The following is a 13,217-nucleotide window of genomic DNA, read 5'->3' on the forward strand; positions in this document are numbered from 1 at the left end:
TAGCATGTATTACTACATGGAATCGCAACCAGGGTTTATGGACAACAAGATAAGGGAATGGCTACAGTCCCTAGGGTACTCCGTGAGCAACCATCCCCAAGCTAAGGAACCGTTCAACGTGGTAGTTTCCCCTCCCCAAGGGGGACCAGTACTAAACGTGATAAGGCCGACGCCTGAGGGGAGGTTCTACGTCATCACCATGGGCATAGGCATCCACCCAATGCACCAGAACGCCTTGAGGGACATGAAGGAGAAAGAGAGGAGGGAGTTCCTGAGCGAGCTGAAGTACGACCTCCTAAAGATGGGGGTGGACTTCGCCTTCCTCCCAGTGAACCAGGAGACCCCGCAGATAGTCCAAGTGTCAAGGCTCGTCCTATCGGAGTTGTTGACGCCAAACGAGTTCTTGAACTCCTTCTTCGTCGTGAGGAACGCTGGCCTACTCGTGATACTCAAGATCTCCGATAAGTTCGGCAACGTGGCTCCACCTCAGCCCTATAGGTATATATGAATTTTTAATGACTGCCGAGAACAAGTTAGTCATGGAAAAGTGGTTAGAGGAGGGGTACAAGGAGCTCCTCAAGTTCGCGGACGAGGCCTATGCCTTCCAGAATGAAGACGAGTACGTCCTAGTTGGGATAAAGGCTACCTCGTGCATGGAGAAGACCAAGATAATCGACAAGGTGCTGGACAAGGTGTACCAGTACGGAAACGAGTTTTACCTCTCCGTCATAATCACCGACAGGGAGAACTTCGAAAAAATCAAGGAAAAACTTGGGAAACAGCTCATCCCGTAGGTCATTCCGTGGGCATTCCCTTTGGCCCTTCCCTCAAGTACCTCTCGGGGTCCTTCTCAAACGCCCTCTTACAATGGGCACTGCAGAAGTAGTACACTTTGGCCTTGTACATGGTCTTGTACTGAGAGGTCTCGTCCACCTCCATTCCGCATACCGGGTCTATCATATGACAGTAGGTGACATCGCCAGTATTATGCGTTAATGTTTCCACTTGTTTCTGAGTACCTCGACTTATAACCTCCACTTGAAATAAAGACCACATGGATAAAGAAACAGATGAGGTCAGACTCACCGACTTGGAGTACAGGGTACTCCAGATACTCAGGGAGGACGCCAGGACTCCTGGCTCTAAGATAGCAAAGCAACTTGGGATAAGCAGAGTCACGATCTCCAGGGTAGTGAGATCGCTGAAGCAAAAGGGGGTGAAGTTCGAGGCCAGGCTGAACGAGGAAGAGCTGGTGGCAGTGGTCACTTCAGACTCCTGCCTGTCGGAGGAGTGCTTCAAGGTCATAACCGGGGAGTTCGTCTCCATAGTGAGGGGGCATGACCTTTCTGAGATAGAGAAAAAGCTTGAAGGGGCAAGGCCACTCTCCGTAATCCTAGGGCGCACGCTAGGCAAGAGGGTGGTGAGGGAGTCCCTCCGTTGCGACTACTGTGGAGGGAAAATAGAAGGAGAACCAATTACCTATAAGCTGGGGAGGAAGACGTATTACGCTTGCTGTAGGGCTTGCTACGAGGGGTTAAGGGAAAAGCTACAGAGGAGATCAGCCAGTTAGCACAATAGCTGACTTGACCTTGTAGTTGACGACTATGCCCTTAAGTTGTCTTTCTACCATAACTATGGAGAACCTCAATATTCCCTCGTAGGCCTCGCTCCCCGGATTGACCACCACAGTGCCACCTACCTTGTCTGTAGCCCACGATTCGTGTATGTGACCGTGGAGCCCAAGGAGAGGTCTATACTCGTTTATTAGATCCCTCACTGCCCTAGACCCTACGTGTACCCTCTTTCCATCCACGAAAGCCTGGTCCAGCTTCGTGTCATAGGGAGGGGCGTGGAAGTTCAGGATCGCCTTTGAGGGGTCTAGCCTCGACAAGTAGTCCTTTCCCTTTATAAGTATATCTCAGTGTCCGTTTTCTCCCTGTAAGAGTGGAAGGGGGTCTCGTTAACGTAGCCGTAGCTGACTACTTGCAGGGAGTTACTGCCCTCGCCTACCTCCTCTATCCCCTCCACCTTGATACTCCTCTCCGAGAACGCCTTGTCTATGTAGAGGGGGTCGTCGTTGCCTACGCTCCATATGACCTTGACCTTGGTCCCCTTTAGCTTTTCCTCGGCGATGTCCAACCACTTTGCCACTTGTTGGGTGGTAAACTGGGCGTACACTTTCTCTTGTACCTCTGGCTTGGCCAACAATTCCTCTACCTCGCTCCTCTCCCCCACGAACACGTAATAGCCAGTAGTCTTGCCTTCCTCCACTAATTCCTCGACGTTGACCTCCTTTCCCTCGTGGAAGAACTGGTTTCCCTGCCTAACGACAGGGACTACTTTCTTTGCCACAAGGTCTCCTCCAATTACGAGGTAGTCTACGCCGTAGATCTTAGAGGCGTTTAGTGCCTTTCTGAACACTACCTCTGAACCGTGTATGTCGGTCACGAACAACAGTTTAAGGTCTTTCGCCATTTGACCTCAAATCATGTTATTTTCTATTTAAGCTTTTCAGGATTCCTTTAAGAAACTTTTCTTTTGCTAAAGCAAGAGAGACGCGTTTTTGCCAAAAAATTTCCAACACGACATCCGAATTTTTATTTAGTTTTTACGATTACAAAACGAAAAACCTTTTTTCGGAAAAGTATTTTACTCTTGGCAGAGCTCTAATTCCCTAATGAACAAATTAACTAAGATAGGAATAGTGGTGGCGGTGGCAGGGCTACTTGTGCTCTTCATCGTCTCTCCCCTTTTGGCTTACCAAGAGTCGACCGGCATAGCGTCACAGCTTTCCAGGAACTTGAGGGACTTAAACGTCACCCCCGGCACGACTATCGCGGTGACCTACGACGGGGAAAGTAACGGCAGTATCTTTGTTCTCGTCTACAACACCTCCTCCTTTTTACCTCTCCACGTCGCTATCCCCCAGTCGTCAAAGTACTTTGAAAACGCCCAGAACGGAACGTTTTTCTACTACGTTTACCCGTCCAAGGGGCAGGTGAACATAACCAACAACCAGACGGAAGCCCAGAGGGTCTTCTACTCTTATGGCTACATACCGGAGAGCGGTCTAATGCTGATAGAGGTGACTGGGTACTTGGGCATGGCCCTCCTCATAGCGGGGATAGCGGTTGGAGTCTTAGGGTTCTTCAGGGATAGGTTTGGGAAGAGGCAAGCGTAAGCGAGGCAACGGGCCCACATACTGCTTCTCAGTCATCCCTCCTCTATGTACTTGAACAGCCACGCAGAAACGAAGAGGAGGACACCAGCTACGGCGAAGTCTGTCGCGAACTTGAGGTAGTGGGAGACGTAGCCGGACAGCAGGGAGCCCAAGAAGAGGGCTATCCCCACTAGAGTGCTGTAGACGCCCAAGCCAGTCCCCTGCCTCCTCTCCCCGACTGCCTTGAATATCAAGGTGTTCGAGGCGGAATAGTACAGGGAGAAGGCTAGTCCCGCCGCCAGGGGGTAAAACACGGCGTTGATGGAAAAGAGCAACTCAGGAAACACGGTCGACGCGCCCATAACCACATAGCTCGACCCCCTCAACACCAATGCCCTAAAAGCCGTTTCTCTCTCGTCGAACTTCTCCAGCACCTTTCCCGCTAAGTGAAAGGAAACGATCTGCACTAGCATACCCTCCGTTATTATCCCCAACACCACAGACTTGTCCAATCCCTCTTGGTACAGCCCTACGGGGTACACAGTGTTGAAGAGCCCGCTGGACACGTAGAATATGAATATTGCCAAGTAAAGTAGAGGCAGGTAGTTTATGGGCTTCTTGGTAAGCCTGGAGAGCTTGAACATCTTAAAGTGGTGTATTGAGGGTATGTGGAGGAAGATTAAGGGGAGCATCTTCAGCCTCGTCATGAAGGACTCCTTGTGGTGGACTATGCTCGTCCTCTCTATCCCTATGATCGATTTAGGCGTGTAGACCAACGACGTAGTCACTGCCAGGAGTCCGAAGCCAGTGAGCACCAGGAATATCTGGAATATCCTGAGAAAGTTCACCGCAACCGTGGAGATCACGAACCCAGCGAGGGAACCTATGGACGAGAGCATGGAGAGCCTTGAGAAGTTGTAGGCCCACTTGGCCTTCTCGCTCGTCTCCATCACCAACAAGTTCATTGGCGTAGAGTAGGACACGCTGAAGAACGTGAAGAGAGCATACAGTGAGGTTATCGCCACTATCGTCCTAGAGAAGGACATTGCCAGGAGGGACAAGGTGGAGGCGACGAAGCCAAGGACTATGAGCTTCCTCAAGTTGAACCTGTCCGCCATCATCCCCCAGAGCATGGATGCAGGTATTAACACCACGTTTGATAGGGTGATGGCGTAGGCAACGTCAATGGAGTTCCCGCCAAGGCCCAAGATCTCCAGGGTCACTAAGGTAGATAGGGGCCCGCTGGCGACTCCGAAGAAAAGGGCGGAGTACATCCACCTCGTGTCTCTTTTTATCACATCAATTCGTGTTTAAACAAGCTATGAAGATTATAAAATAAACTATTAGGTTATTACACCTTTACCCTCACCTTGACGTTAAGGATAGGGCCACCAAACTTCCCCCTTTTCGGCGAGACTACCGCGTTAACTGAAATTCCTTCGCTGTTCTTGAGCGAGGACTTGAACAGGAAGTAAACTCCGCTGGGGACTCCTTGTTCCCTTTTGAACGTGACCTTAACCTTCCCCGCCTCCGTGACTAAGTAGCCCTCCCCCTCGTATCTAGAGTTGTAGACAACTGCAGTCCTATCTCCGTAGACCTCCTTGAACTGACTGTTGGTGTAGTTGGGGTGGGCTGAGTAGACCAAGGTGTCGCCTTCCGGTACCTCCAGCATCGAGGGAGTTGGTATGAGAGGCTTGAAGCGGTACTCGACCTTTGGGGAGAGCTTTACCACTTTCTCCCTCTTGAGCTCCTCCACCGTGACCCCAGTGCCCTTCAACGCCACCTCGAGCGCCGTCCAGGGGTCTTCCTCTAGGAGTGGATGGGAGACCCCGAGCTTCCTAGCCAGCATCCCCATGAGTTTCACCTCGCTTACTCCCTTCTTGGGGAGGATAGGCTCGTTGTAGACTAAGTACTGATGCCAGTAACTGTACACCACGTCCTCCTTCTCTAGGAAGGTAGGGGCTGGGATGACAGCATTGGCTACCTTGGCTGTCTCGGACCAGAACGGGTCGTGGACTACTAAGGTGACCTCGCCCTCCTCTACCGCCTCCCTTATCAAGTTGCCCCCGGGCAGGGAGATCACGGGGTTAGCGTTCCACACAAAGATGAGTTTGAACTCCTTTACCCTCGCCCCCACTTCTGCCATGCTCACTACCTTTGACGGCTTCGCCAAGTGTATCCCCCTCAAGTAGCTGAAGTCTATGCCTAGGCCTTGGCTGTTGGAGTAGAAGAACCCCCTATCTATGCCTAGGTAGTGGGGGATCTGGGAGATCACGCTTATTGCGTACCCCCCGTTGACGCTCCTGCCCAAGGCGAAGCCAATTACGGTCAAGGGCCTCATCTCCTGGTACACGTCGGCAAGCTCTTCCATCTCCTCCACTGGGACTCCAGTGACCCTGGACAGGTGGTCTAGGTCGTAGAACTCCAAGTTGGGCACTCCCTTGATGGCCCCCCTAGCATGGAGCACCTTTAGCACGCCTATGGCCAAGAAGACGTCAGTCCCTGGCTTGACTATGACGTACTTGTCGCTCCTCTTCGCCGTCTCGCTCAGCCTGACGTCCACCGAGACCTTATACTTGTCTCTGAGCAACGCCCACCCGTGTACGAAGCTTATCGCAGCCTCGCTCCCCCAGAACACCACTGCCTTGAACTTGGCGAAGTCCTCTGGGAGAGCCCCGAAACTAGTCCCGTATACTGTCTTAATTGCTTCGTGTCCCTCTAGACTACAGATAGAATAGTCTGTACTGCTCGCCCCCAAGACGTTCCAGAGCCTAGCTGGGTAGTACCAAGTGAGGAGCCCTTGGTTCCCATCGTAGTCCACGTGGATGATCTTGGACTTGTCGTCTATGCCCTTGATTACCTTTGCCACGTAGTCCAGGGCCTCCTCTAAGGAGACCTCCTTGCCCTCCACCATTGGCGAACCTACCCTGTTCCTGAAGTTCCTCTTTAGGTCCGCGATACCCCTAGAGCAGGTGAAGCCGTTGACTGGGAACAGCTTCAAGGGCCTATACTCCTCGTCGAATATGCACGTATCGTAGCAGTCCCTAGTACACGCTATCATGATGGAAGATGGACATGGAAAAATAAAAGCCTAAGTTACAAATACCACCTGATGGACAGGGCTGAAGCAATCCTCGAGGCGTACAAACAGAGGAAGGCAATAGACCCCTTCCCCCTGACGGAGGAGGAAGCAAAGGAGGTGGGGAAGAAGTTCGCCGAGGCTTTGGTGTCAATGGAGGGGCTTGGGGGCTACAAGATAGCCAAGGGCGGGATAGTTGGAGTGCTCACCAAGAAGATGATAACCACTAAGGACGAGGTCGAGCTGTGGTTTCCCACGCACAAGCTTGAGGTAGAGATAATAGCACTAGTCAAGGGAGGAAATGTGGAGAAGACCTTCCTGGGATTGGAGCTCCCAGCTACCAGGTTCAAGACTTGGGATCTAGGGAGGGAGTACGTCATAGCGGACGACGCTTTTGCCGGTAGGCTCTACGTGGGCAAGGAGGTCAACCCTCCCTTTGGGACGTTCAAGCTAATAGTGAACGGTAAGTTCGTGGTGGAGGGAGCGCCAACCTATTCTCCCAGGGAAGTGGTAAAACCTTACATGGAAGGTTATGTGGCGTTGGGCGCTTTCATCGGTCCCCTTAAGCTGAGCAAGGGGGACGTGATAAGAGTGGAGGGTAAAAAGACAATTAACGTGAGGGTGGTCTAGCTCTCGTATTCCACTGGGTCCTTGAGCCCGTTTATCCTGAAGGCTGTCTTCCTCATATAGCATGGCCCACACTTACCGCAGTGCTTCTCCCCTCCCTCGTAACAGCTCCAAGTCAAGTGGAGGGGTGCCCCTATCTCCACCCCAAGCCTCACTATCTCGTGCTTCACCAAGTTCCCCACTGGCATTAACACTTCCACCTTCTTGTTGGGCCCAGTGACGTAGGGGGAGAGCCTGTTGAAGAGCCTCATGAGCTCCATCTCGTTGTCCGGGTAGGCCCCGGACTCCTCCAAGTTTATCCCAGCTGCAACTGCGTCGTAGCCTTGAGCCTCAGCTATGCCCAAAGCGACGGTGAGGAATATTGAGTTCCTTGCGGGGACCCACTCGTGGGCGAACTCGGCTCCTTCCTCCCCGTTCCTGTCCTTCACTATCTCCCCTCCTCCCTTCAGCAGGGTGGAGTTCCCAATTACCCTGAAGAGCTCCGTGTCGAGCTCTATTAAGGGGACGTGGAGGTACTCGGCTATCTTCCTCACTGCCTCCCTCTCCCTCTCCTCGGCCTTGTGTCTGTAGTTGAAGTGTAGCAACGTCACTTCGTACCCTTCCCTCAGGAGCTTTGTAGCTGCTACCGTTGAGTCGAGGCCCCCGCTGGCTATTACCAGCGCCCTCTTCCTCTTTTGTTCAAGGAGGGGCAACTCCGTGAACTCCTTCTGCTTAGTCACCTCCACTACGCTGTAGGGCTTCAGCTTTGTGACGTTGACTGGGTCGAAGGGACCCACCTCGAAGTAGTCGTCAAGCGAGGAAAAGAACACCGCGTTTAAGGAGACGTCGTACGCCATGTAGACTGGCTTGAAGTTCTGGGCTATGAAGATCCTGTCAGGCCTCTTCCTGTCAGCGATAATGAAGGCGAAGCTCCCCCTTACCTCGGAGAGCAACTTCCTGAGGCCCTCCAAGCTTCCGTCCCAAGCCTTATCTAGGAGTGGGGGGATTACGGCTGAATCGATTTTGGTCTTCCTAGTGAGCTTGTACTTTACCTCGAGCTCTTGGTCGTTGGCTATTATTCCGTTGTGCGTTACTACGTACCTCTCCCCCACGAATGGCTGGATGTCTTCTTGGGTCTTCTGTCTGACGTACTCTGTAGTGGGCTCTGCCCTGTTGTTAGCCACCACCACGAAGGTGTCCTCGCTCAAAATACCCCTAAGCTTCTCCTCCTGAGTGGAGGGCCTACCGAGGGACTTCACAACGTTGACTGACCCGTCCATGTTTATGGCCACTACCCCAAAGCTGTCCCTTCCCCTGTCCTCAGCCTTGGCTAGGATCCTAGCTAGCTTCCTCTCCGCTTGCTTGTAGTCTGCTCCTTCCAATAAGATAACTCCACTAACGCTACACAATTTGACCTTACGACATTTTCTCTGGGTAAACTAAAAAGCTATCACTTCAGCTTCCTGTAGACCAAGTAGAGCTTCACGTAGCCGTTCGGTAGGTCCTCTCCGTCGACTATGGAGTAGTTGTACTTCCTGGCTATCTCCGGGGACGCCTCCAGTACGCTTTCCGCCACAACCACCTCTACCCTGTCTGCACCTATTGCCTCCTTGGCCTGTAGGTAAGACCTCAGCTCCTCCTTGCTCTGGATTATCTCAGACATCGTTATAACCTTAGCAGAAGAGGATTAAATATATGGACATTTTGGAGGAGGTAAAGGAGAGACTTGCCTACTTCAACGCCTCTGTAGCTCACGTCCACGTTGAGACCGCCCTTGAACCGGACGCTGGGGCATACGTGGACGAACTGCCAGTGGACCCCAAGCTCAAGGAGGTACTGAAGGGGCTTGGGTTTGCCAGGCTCTACAAGTTCCAGGAGGAGGCGGTCAAGGAGATACTGAAGGGTAAGAACGTACTCATCGTCTCCGGTACTGGGACTGGGAAGACGGAGGCGTTCCTCATACCAGTACTCCAGTTCGCGTTGAAGGGCGAGAGGAGCGTCTTGGTCTACCCAACAAAGGCCCTGGCAAGGGATCAGCTCTCCAGGGTAACGGAGTTCGCCAGGGGCCTAGGCGTAGGGGTTGCGGTGCTAGATGGGGACACCCCAAGGGAGGAGAGGAAGAGGATCTACTCCGATCCTCCAGAGGTGCTCATCACGAACCCGGACATGATACACAGGGGCTTGACGCTCAGCCCGGACTTCAGGAAGCTGATCAGGGGGAGTGAGCACTTCGTCTTTGACGAGCTCCACGTCTACGAGGGCGTCCTTGGTTCCCACCTCAGGATGGTGGTGGACAGGATTAGGGAGTTCCAAGGAGACGTGCAAGTGGTCTCATCTAGCGCTACAATAGGCGCTTCCCCCTACATGTTAGAGGGACTATTTGGCCTGCCTGGGGAGGTAATATACGGTAGCACCAGGAGGAAGGGGACCGCTTTCCACGTGTTGGTCAACTCCAATGGGATCAGCAGGTGGACTTTGTCTGCCTTCCTAGCTTCCTTCCTAGTGAAAAAGGGAATGAAGGTCCTAGTGTTCGCGGACTCGCAACAGATGGTAGAGCTAACTGCAAAGATAGCCCAAAGGTTTGGCGTAAGCCTTGAGGTGCACAGGGCGGGGATCCTCCCAGAGGAGAGGATGAAGGTAGAGGAGAGACTGAGGAGGGGGGAAATACCCGGAGTAGTGGCGACCCAGACGCTGGAGCTCGGGATAGACGTCGGCTCAATTGACGCAGTAGTGATGGCTGAGAACCCCCCAAGCTACTCCAAGTACCTCCAGAGGGCAGGGAGGGCGGGGAGGAGGAACAGGACTGGGTACGTGTTCACGGTAATGGGCGAAGACCCGATAGACTCCTACTTCCTCAGGAGGCCAGAGGAGTTCTTTAACAGAAAGCTGAGCCCTTTGCCCTTTGACATCTCCAACCTCGAGGTAGTAAAAGTCCACGCCTTGGCCTACTTGCTCGAGAAGAAGGCGGTGAAGCTTGACGAGTTCCCAGAGCTCTGGAGGAAGGCCTTACTAGTCCTAGAGAAGGAAGGCGTAGTGAAAGTAGTCAACGGCGTGGCCTACTCCACGAGGAAGGCAATGGAGGTGTTCCAGCAGTCGTCCCTCAGGAGCTCTGGGTCCATAGTAAAGGTATACCACGGCGACAAGAAGGTTGCAGAGAGGGAGCTCCCAGTTGCGTTATACGACCTCTACCCCAATGCCGTTTACTTGGCATCAAAGAGGACTTACGTGGTCGAAAGCCTAGACTTAGCCAGGCTAGTCGCCAAGGTGAAGAGGGTTGAAGAGGACCTCCCTTACTACACCAAACCGCTCTACTCCGTTGATCTGAAGGAGTTCAAGGAGCTCGAGAGCAGGAAAGCGTACAACCTACCGGTAAAGTACGGGGAAGTGAGCATAGAGATCTCGGTAAGGGGGTACGTAGTTCACGACATATACTCAAAGAGGGAGAGGAGCGCGGGGGAGTTTGAGTACGACGAGCCAATAACCTTCTCCTACACGACAAAGGGCATGATAATCAAGCACCCATTGTTGAGCGAGTTCTCCTTGGTAGACGGAATTGAGGCATACCACGCCACAGAACACGTGTTAATACATGCTGGCAGGGTAGTGGCTGGGGCTTCCCTGACCGACCTCTCTGGCATAAGCTACCCAAGCGGGCACGTGGTGATATACGACTCGTCCGTAGGAGGTAGCGGGGTGGCCAAGCTCCTGTACGAGAGATTAGAGGACGCGTATGAAGTGGCAAAGGACATAGTGGGGAAGTGCGACTGCGAGGACGGTTGCCCCAAGTGCGTCTACGACCCATACTGCGGGAACAACAACAAGTTCCTGTCAAGGAGGAAGTCCTTTAGGCTAATATCCGAGGTGATGAAGGGAGAGGCCCCCAAAGAGGAGGATATGTGGGGTGACAGCGTTAGGTAAAAGGATTTATTTCCGCGATGCAAAACATTCCCCCATGAATGAGGAAAGCTTGCTTTTTTCCTCCATGTCCCCTACAGTAGTGTCCTTCCCCCCAGAGGTCGTAGCCAAAGTAAGGGGAGAAGAGGACTTAAAGGTCCTCTCAGACTTCGTGCCTAGGTATGAGACGTTTAGGGGAGTTGAGGGAAAAAAGGTAGCGGACTTAACGGGACTAAGGGGAATTGAGGACTTAGGGGACAAGGTAAGGGTTCTTGCAGGGACCAAGTGGAGGGAAGTGCTTAAGTTCAACCCGGAGGTTTACTGCGTCTCCGACTTCAGCGTGGGTGGTTCTATCCAGTTCGAGGACGCGTGCTTTGGCTACAACGAGTTCGGCAAGATCAACAATAGGGTCGAGGTAGAGGCGTACATAAACGGAGAAAAATACATGGGGAAATACAGGGGAGGGATAGTCTACTCAGTCTTCATTAACAAGGAGACCAGATCCCTTACGTACAAGATACTTGAAGGAGACTATTTGTATCTTGCAAACAAGGCTAGGGAGTGGTTCATTACTTCCCTTCCCGTCTTCAGGGACGTAACGTTGGTAAAGGAGGGAAACAGAGCCAAGCTGTACGTGGCTTACCCCTCAATAAGGGAGGCGTTACTGAGGGGTTACCTAACTGGTTTCAGCGACACTAACAAGTACGAGCTACCCGTAAAGGACCACAAGTTCAGGTACGTTGGCACAGTGCCCCTGCCCAACTTTAAGCCAACTGACTTTGCTAACGTCACCAACTTGTACCTCCTCTTCAGGAAGGGGGAGGTGACCTACTACGCCTTTTCCCACTCGCCCCTGGTCTTGGAGTACAACCGAGGCTTCTCAGACGTCAACGACAGAACCCTCTTTAACGGATGCATGTTGTGTGGGAGGTGCGTTGACGTCTGCCCCCACGCTGAGCAAAGGGGGTCAATAGCCTACTCCCCCTTGGGCTTCTACGTCCTTTCCTACTACAACCAAGGCGAAAAGGTAGCCAACTGCCACATGTGCGGTAAGTGCGTTTCCGTTTGCCCTGCAGGGTTGAACATAGTGGAGGACCTCAAGAGAAAGGCAAAGTACAACAACATCTCCCCGACTGTTAACCCCGATCTACTTGCGAAGAGGGTCATAGCGATAACCCCCATATCCAGCGGTTTGATAGAGTACGCCCTTAAGGTACTGAAACTGCTGGGCGAGGAAGGGCTGAAGGTAGGCGTGATCACGTTGAACGTGGGGCTCGACGACATGATAAAGGGAAACTTCTCTGGAGTCGCGGACCAGATAAGGGACGTAGACGAGGTAATAGCGTTGACCCCTGAAGAGGCCTACTACCTAAGTGGGCTAAAGAAGGTGAAGACTATCGACGTAACGTTTGTTTACGAGTACCTAAAGGGGAAGCTGAACAACAAGCTGAAGGAGCTCAGAGTCCACTTACCGTGTTTCGCAAATTACAAGTTTGACAACGCAGACACCAACTGTAGCTTCGAGTTGCTCAACATGGTCAATGGGGAAGGCTACGGGAAAAAAGTCCCCAAGGCTGACGTAAGCCTGTGTCCACTGGCTTCAAAGAGGCTGGGCATAAAGGATCTGACAGACCTGCTGTCAGTTACCCTAGATTACTCCGCTATGGACAAGCTCGTTGACGACTTCAACGGATACTTGGACAGCTTCTCGAAGATACTAGAAGACGTAGAGTGGTACAAAGGCGTCGCAGACGACGTGAAGGACTACTTCGAGCAAAAGGTAGTGGAGTCGTTCGTGAAGGGGAGGAGCAGGGAGGAGCTACTCCTCTTTTACTTAAACAGGGACAAGTACGCAGAGAAGGCGAAGAACAAGGTCCTGTTCGAAAAGCTGGTGAGCTACGCAAAAAAGGAGCTGACTACTTAGACCTAACTATGTACACTAGGTGTGGAGCTTCAGGGAGGATCAGCTCCCTCATGGCGAGCTCGACCGCCCTAGGGGAGCCAGGCAACATGTATATCACTTTCCCGTTTAGCACCCCAGCAGAGGCTTTGCTCAGGTAAGAGGCGGACCTAACCTTGGGGTCGTTATAGCTGAGTAGCCTAAACACGTCTCCGAAGCCTTCTACCTCCCTGTCCAAGACCTTCCTCACCGCTTCCACGGTAGTGTCGCTGGGCGAGTATCCAGTCCCTCCGGTGGTCACCACAACGTCTACCTTGTCGTTGTCTACAGCGTTAAGCACAGCCTTCAGTATCTTAACCTTGTTGTCAGGTACTAGCTCGTAGCCGACCAGCGAGTGGTTGGAGCTTATCACCATTTGCTTTACCACGTCCCCCGACTCGTCCACTACTGGCTCCTTCCTCTGCATCTTTTCGTACCTAGAAGTGCTTATGGTTATGACGTAGAAGTTGAGCACCTTTGGCGCATTGCGCCTGTGGATCTCGTGGGCTTCCATAAGTGGATTAGGACAACGGCTATAA

At 52.6% G+C, this 13,217-nt stretch carries 15 protein-coding genes; 7 read left to right on the forward strand and 8 right to left on the reverse strand.

Features of this window, described 5'->3' with window-relative positions; all coding sequences use genetic code 11:
- Positions 1-16 precede the first annotated feature (16 nt).
- Positions 17-508, forward strand: a complete 492-nt coding sequence (locus MPF33_08185; GenBank protein MCI2415198.1) for a DUF2299 family protein — start codon at positions 17-19, stop codon at positions 506-508.
- A 31-nt stretch (positions 509-539) separates the two neighbouring features.
- Positions 540-794, forward strand: a complete 255-nt coding sequence (locus tag MPF33_08190) for a hypothetical protein (GenBank protein ID MCI2415199.1) — start codon at positions 540-542, stop codon at positions 792-794.
- A 1-nt stretch (position 795) separates the two neighbouring features.
- On the opposite strand, the gene MPF33_08195 is transcribed toward MPF33_08190, so the two are convergent.
- A complete protein-coding gene (locus tag MPF33_08195) occupies positions 796-960 on the reverse strand; it encodes a YHS domain-containing protein (GenBank protein ID MCI2415200.1) in 165 nt (54 codons plus the stop codon).
- 94 nt (positions 961-1,054) lie between these two features.
- Here MPF33_08195 and MPF33_08200 point away from each other — a divergent pair, with 94 nt between their 5' ends.
- Positions 1,055-1,570 carry a TRASH domain-containing protein gene (locus MPF33_08200; protein MCI2415201.1) on the forward strand — a complete coding sequence of 172 codons (516 nt, stop codon included), beginning with the start codon at positions 1,055-1,057 and terminating at the stop codon, positions 1,568-1,570.
- On the opposite strand, the gene MPF33_08205 is transcribed toward MPF33_08200, so the two are convergent.
- Both MPF33_08205 and MPF33_08210 read right to left on the reverse strand, forming a co-directional pair.
- Entirely contained in the window at positions 1,559-1,891 is a 333-nt protein-coding gene (locus MPF33_08205; protein ID MCI2415202.1) for a hypothetical protein, read from the reverse strand. The genes MPF33_08200 and MPF33_08205 overlap by 12 nt on opposite strands.
- A 14-nt stretch (positions 1,892-1,905) precedes the next feature.
- A complete protein-coding gene (locus tag MPF33_08210) occupies positions 1,906-2,475 on the reverse strand; it encodes a hypothetical protein (GenBank protein ID MCI2415203.1) in 570 nt (189 codons plus the stop codon).
- A 202-nt stretch (positions 2,476-2,677) separates the two neighbouring features.
- Here MPF33_08210 and MPF33_08215 point away from each other — a divergent pair, with 202 nt between their 5' ends.
- On the forward strand, positions 2,678-3,181 hold the full coding sequence (locus MPF33_08215) for a hypothetical protein (protein MCI2415204.1): 504 nt from the start codon (positions 2,678-2,680) through the stop codon (positions 3,179-3,181).
- 32 nt (positions 3,182-3,213) lie between these two features.
- Here the strand turns inward: MPF33_08215 and MPF33_08220 are convergent, their stop codons facing one another.
- On the reverse strand, positions 3,214-4,458 hold the full coding sequence (locus MPF33_08220; protein ID MCI2415205.1) for an MFS transporter: 1,245 nt from the start codon (positions 4,456-4,458) through the stop codon (positions 3,214-3,216).
- A gap of 53 nt (positions 4,459-4,511) precedes the next feature.
- Positions 4,512-6,224 carry a molybdopterin-dependent oxidoreductase gene (locus tag MPF33_08225; protein ID MCI2415206.1) on the reverse strand — a complete coding sequence of 571 codons (1,713 nt, stop codon included), beginning with the start codon at positions 6,222-6,224 and terminating at the stop codon, positions 4,512-4,514.
- 48 nt (positions 6,225-6,272) lie between these two features.
- Here MPF33_08225 and MPF33_08230 point away from each other — a divergent pair, with 48 nt between their 5' ends.
- Positions 6,273-6,869 carry a 2-keto-4-pentenoate hydratase gene (locus tag MPF33_08230; GenBank protein ID MCI2415207.1) on the forward strand — a complete coding sequence of 199 codons (597 nt, stop codon included), beginning with the start codon at positions 6,273-6,275 and terminating at the stop codon, positions 6,867-6,869.
- Here MPF33_08230 and queC read toward each other — a convergent pair.
- Entirely contained in the window at positions 6,866-8,254 is a 1,389-nt protein-coding gene (gene queC / locus MPF33_08235; protein MCI2415208.1) for a 7-cyano-7-deazaguanine synthase QueC, read from the reverse strand. The two genes, MPF33_08230 and queC, sit on opposite strands and share 4 nt — an antisense overlap.
- 41 nt (positions 8,255-8,295) lie before the next feature.
- Positions 8,296-8,508, reverse strand: a complete 213-nt coding sequence (locus tag MPF33_08240; GenBank protein MCI2415209.1) for a hypothetical protein — start codon at positions 8,506-8,508, stop codon at positions 8,296-8,298.
- A gap of 32 nt (positions 8,509-8,540) precedes the next feature.
- Between MPF33_08240 and MPF33_08245 the strand changes: the two genes are divergently transcribed.
- Both MPF33_08245 and MPF33_08250 read left to right on the forward strand, forming a co-directional pair.
- The gene (locus MPF33_08245; GenBank protein MCI2415210.1) at positions 8,541-10,763 is read left to right on the forward strand and encodes a DEAD/DEAH box helicase; all 2,223 of its coding nucleotides are present in this window, start codon (positions 8,541-8,543) and stop codon (positions 10,761-10,763) included.
- Positions 10,764-10,797: 34 nt separating this feature from the next.
- Positions 10,798-12,663: a 4Fe-4S dicluster domain-containing protein gene (locus MPF33_08250; protein MCI2415211.1), complete on the forward strand. Its 1,866-nt coding sequence runs from the start codon at positions 10,798-10,800 to the stop codon at positions 12,661-12,663.
- On the opposite strand, the gene MPF33_08255 is transcribed toward MPF33_08250, so the two are convergent.
- On the reverse strand, positions 12,656-13,192 hold the full coding sequence (locus MPF33_08255; protein MCI2415212.1) for a molybdenum cofactor biosynthesis protein MoaB: 537 nt from the start codon (positions 13,190-13,192) through the stop codon (positions 12,656-12,658). The genes MPF33_08250 and MPF33_08255 overlap by 8 nt on opposite strands.
- Positions 13,193-13,217: the final 25 nt, after the last annotated feature.

The sequence above is a fragment of the Candidatus Aramenus sp. CH1 genome (assembly GCA_022678445.1).
GTDB lineage: Archaea > Thermoproteota > Thermoprotei_A > Sulfolobales > Sulfolobaceae > Aramenus.

Bases quoted from the DNA above. Each gene is read 5' to 3' on its own strand.
- MPF33_08185 (MCI2415198.1), top strand. From the start codon at position 17: ATGGAATCGCAACCAGGGTTTATGGACAACAAGATAAGGGAATGGCTA.
- MPF33_08190 (MCI2415199.1), top strand. From the start codon at position 540: ATGGAAAAGTGGTTAGAGGAGGGGTACAAGGAGCTCCTCAAGTTCGCG.
- MPF33_08195 (MCI2415200.1), bottom strand. From the start codon at position 960: ATGATAGACCCGGTATGCGGAATGGAGGTGGACGAGACCTCTCAGTAC.
- MPF33_08200 (MCI2415201.1), top strand. From the start codon at position 1,055: ATGGATAAAGAAACAGATGAGGTCAGACTCACCGACTTGGAGTACAGG.
- MPF33_08210 (MCI2415203.1), bottom strand. From the start codon at position 2,475: ATGGCGAAAGACCTTAAACTGTTGTTCGTGACCGACATACACGGTTCA.
- MPF33_08215 (MCI2415204.1), top strand. From the start codon at position 2,678: ATGAACAAATTAACTAAGATAGGAATAGTGGTGGCGGTGGCAGGGCTA.
- MPF33_08230 (MCI2415207.1), top strand. From the start codon at position 6,273: ATGGACAGGGCTGAAGCAATCCTCGAGGCGTACAAACAGAGGAAGGCA.
- MPF33_08240 (MCI2415209.1), bottom strand. From the start codon at position 8,508: ATGTCTGAGATAATCCAGAGCAAGGAGGAGCTGAGGTCTTACCTACAG.
- MPF33_08245 (MCI2415210.1), top strand. From the start codon at position 8,541: ATGGACATTTTGGAGGAGGTAAAGGAGAGACTTGCCTACTTCAACGCC.
- MPF33_08250 (MCI2415211.1), top strand. From the start codon at position 10,798: ATGAATGAGGAAAGCTTGCTTTTTTCCTCCATGTCCCCTACAGTAGTG.
- MPF33_08255 (MCI2415212.1), bottom strand. From the start codon at position 13,192: ATGGAAGCCCACGAGATCCACAGGCGCAATGCGCCAAAGGTGCTCAAC.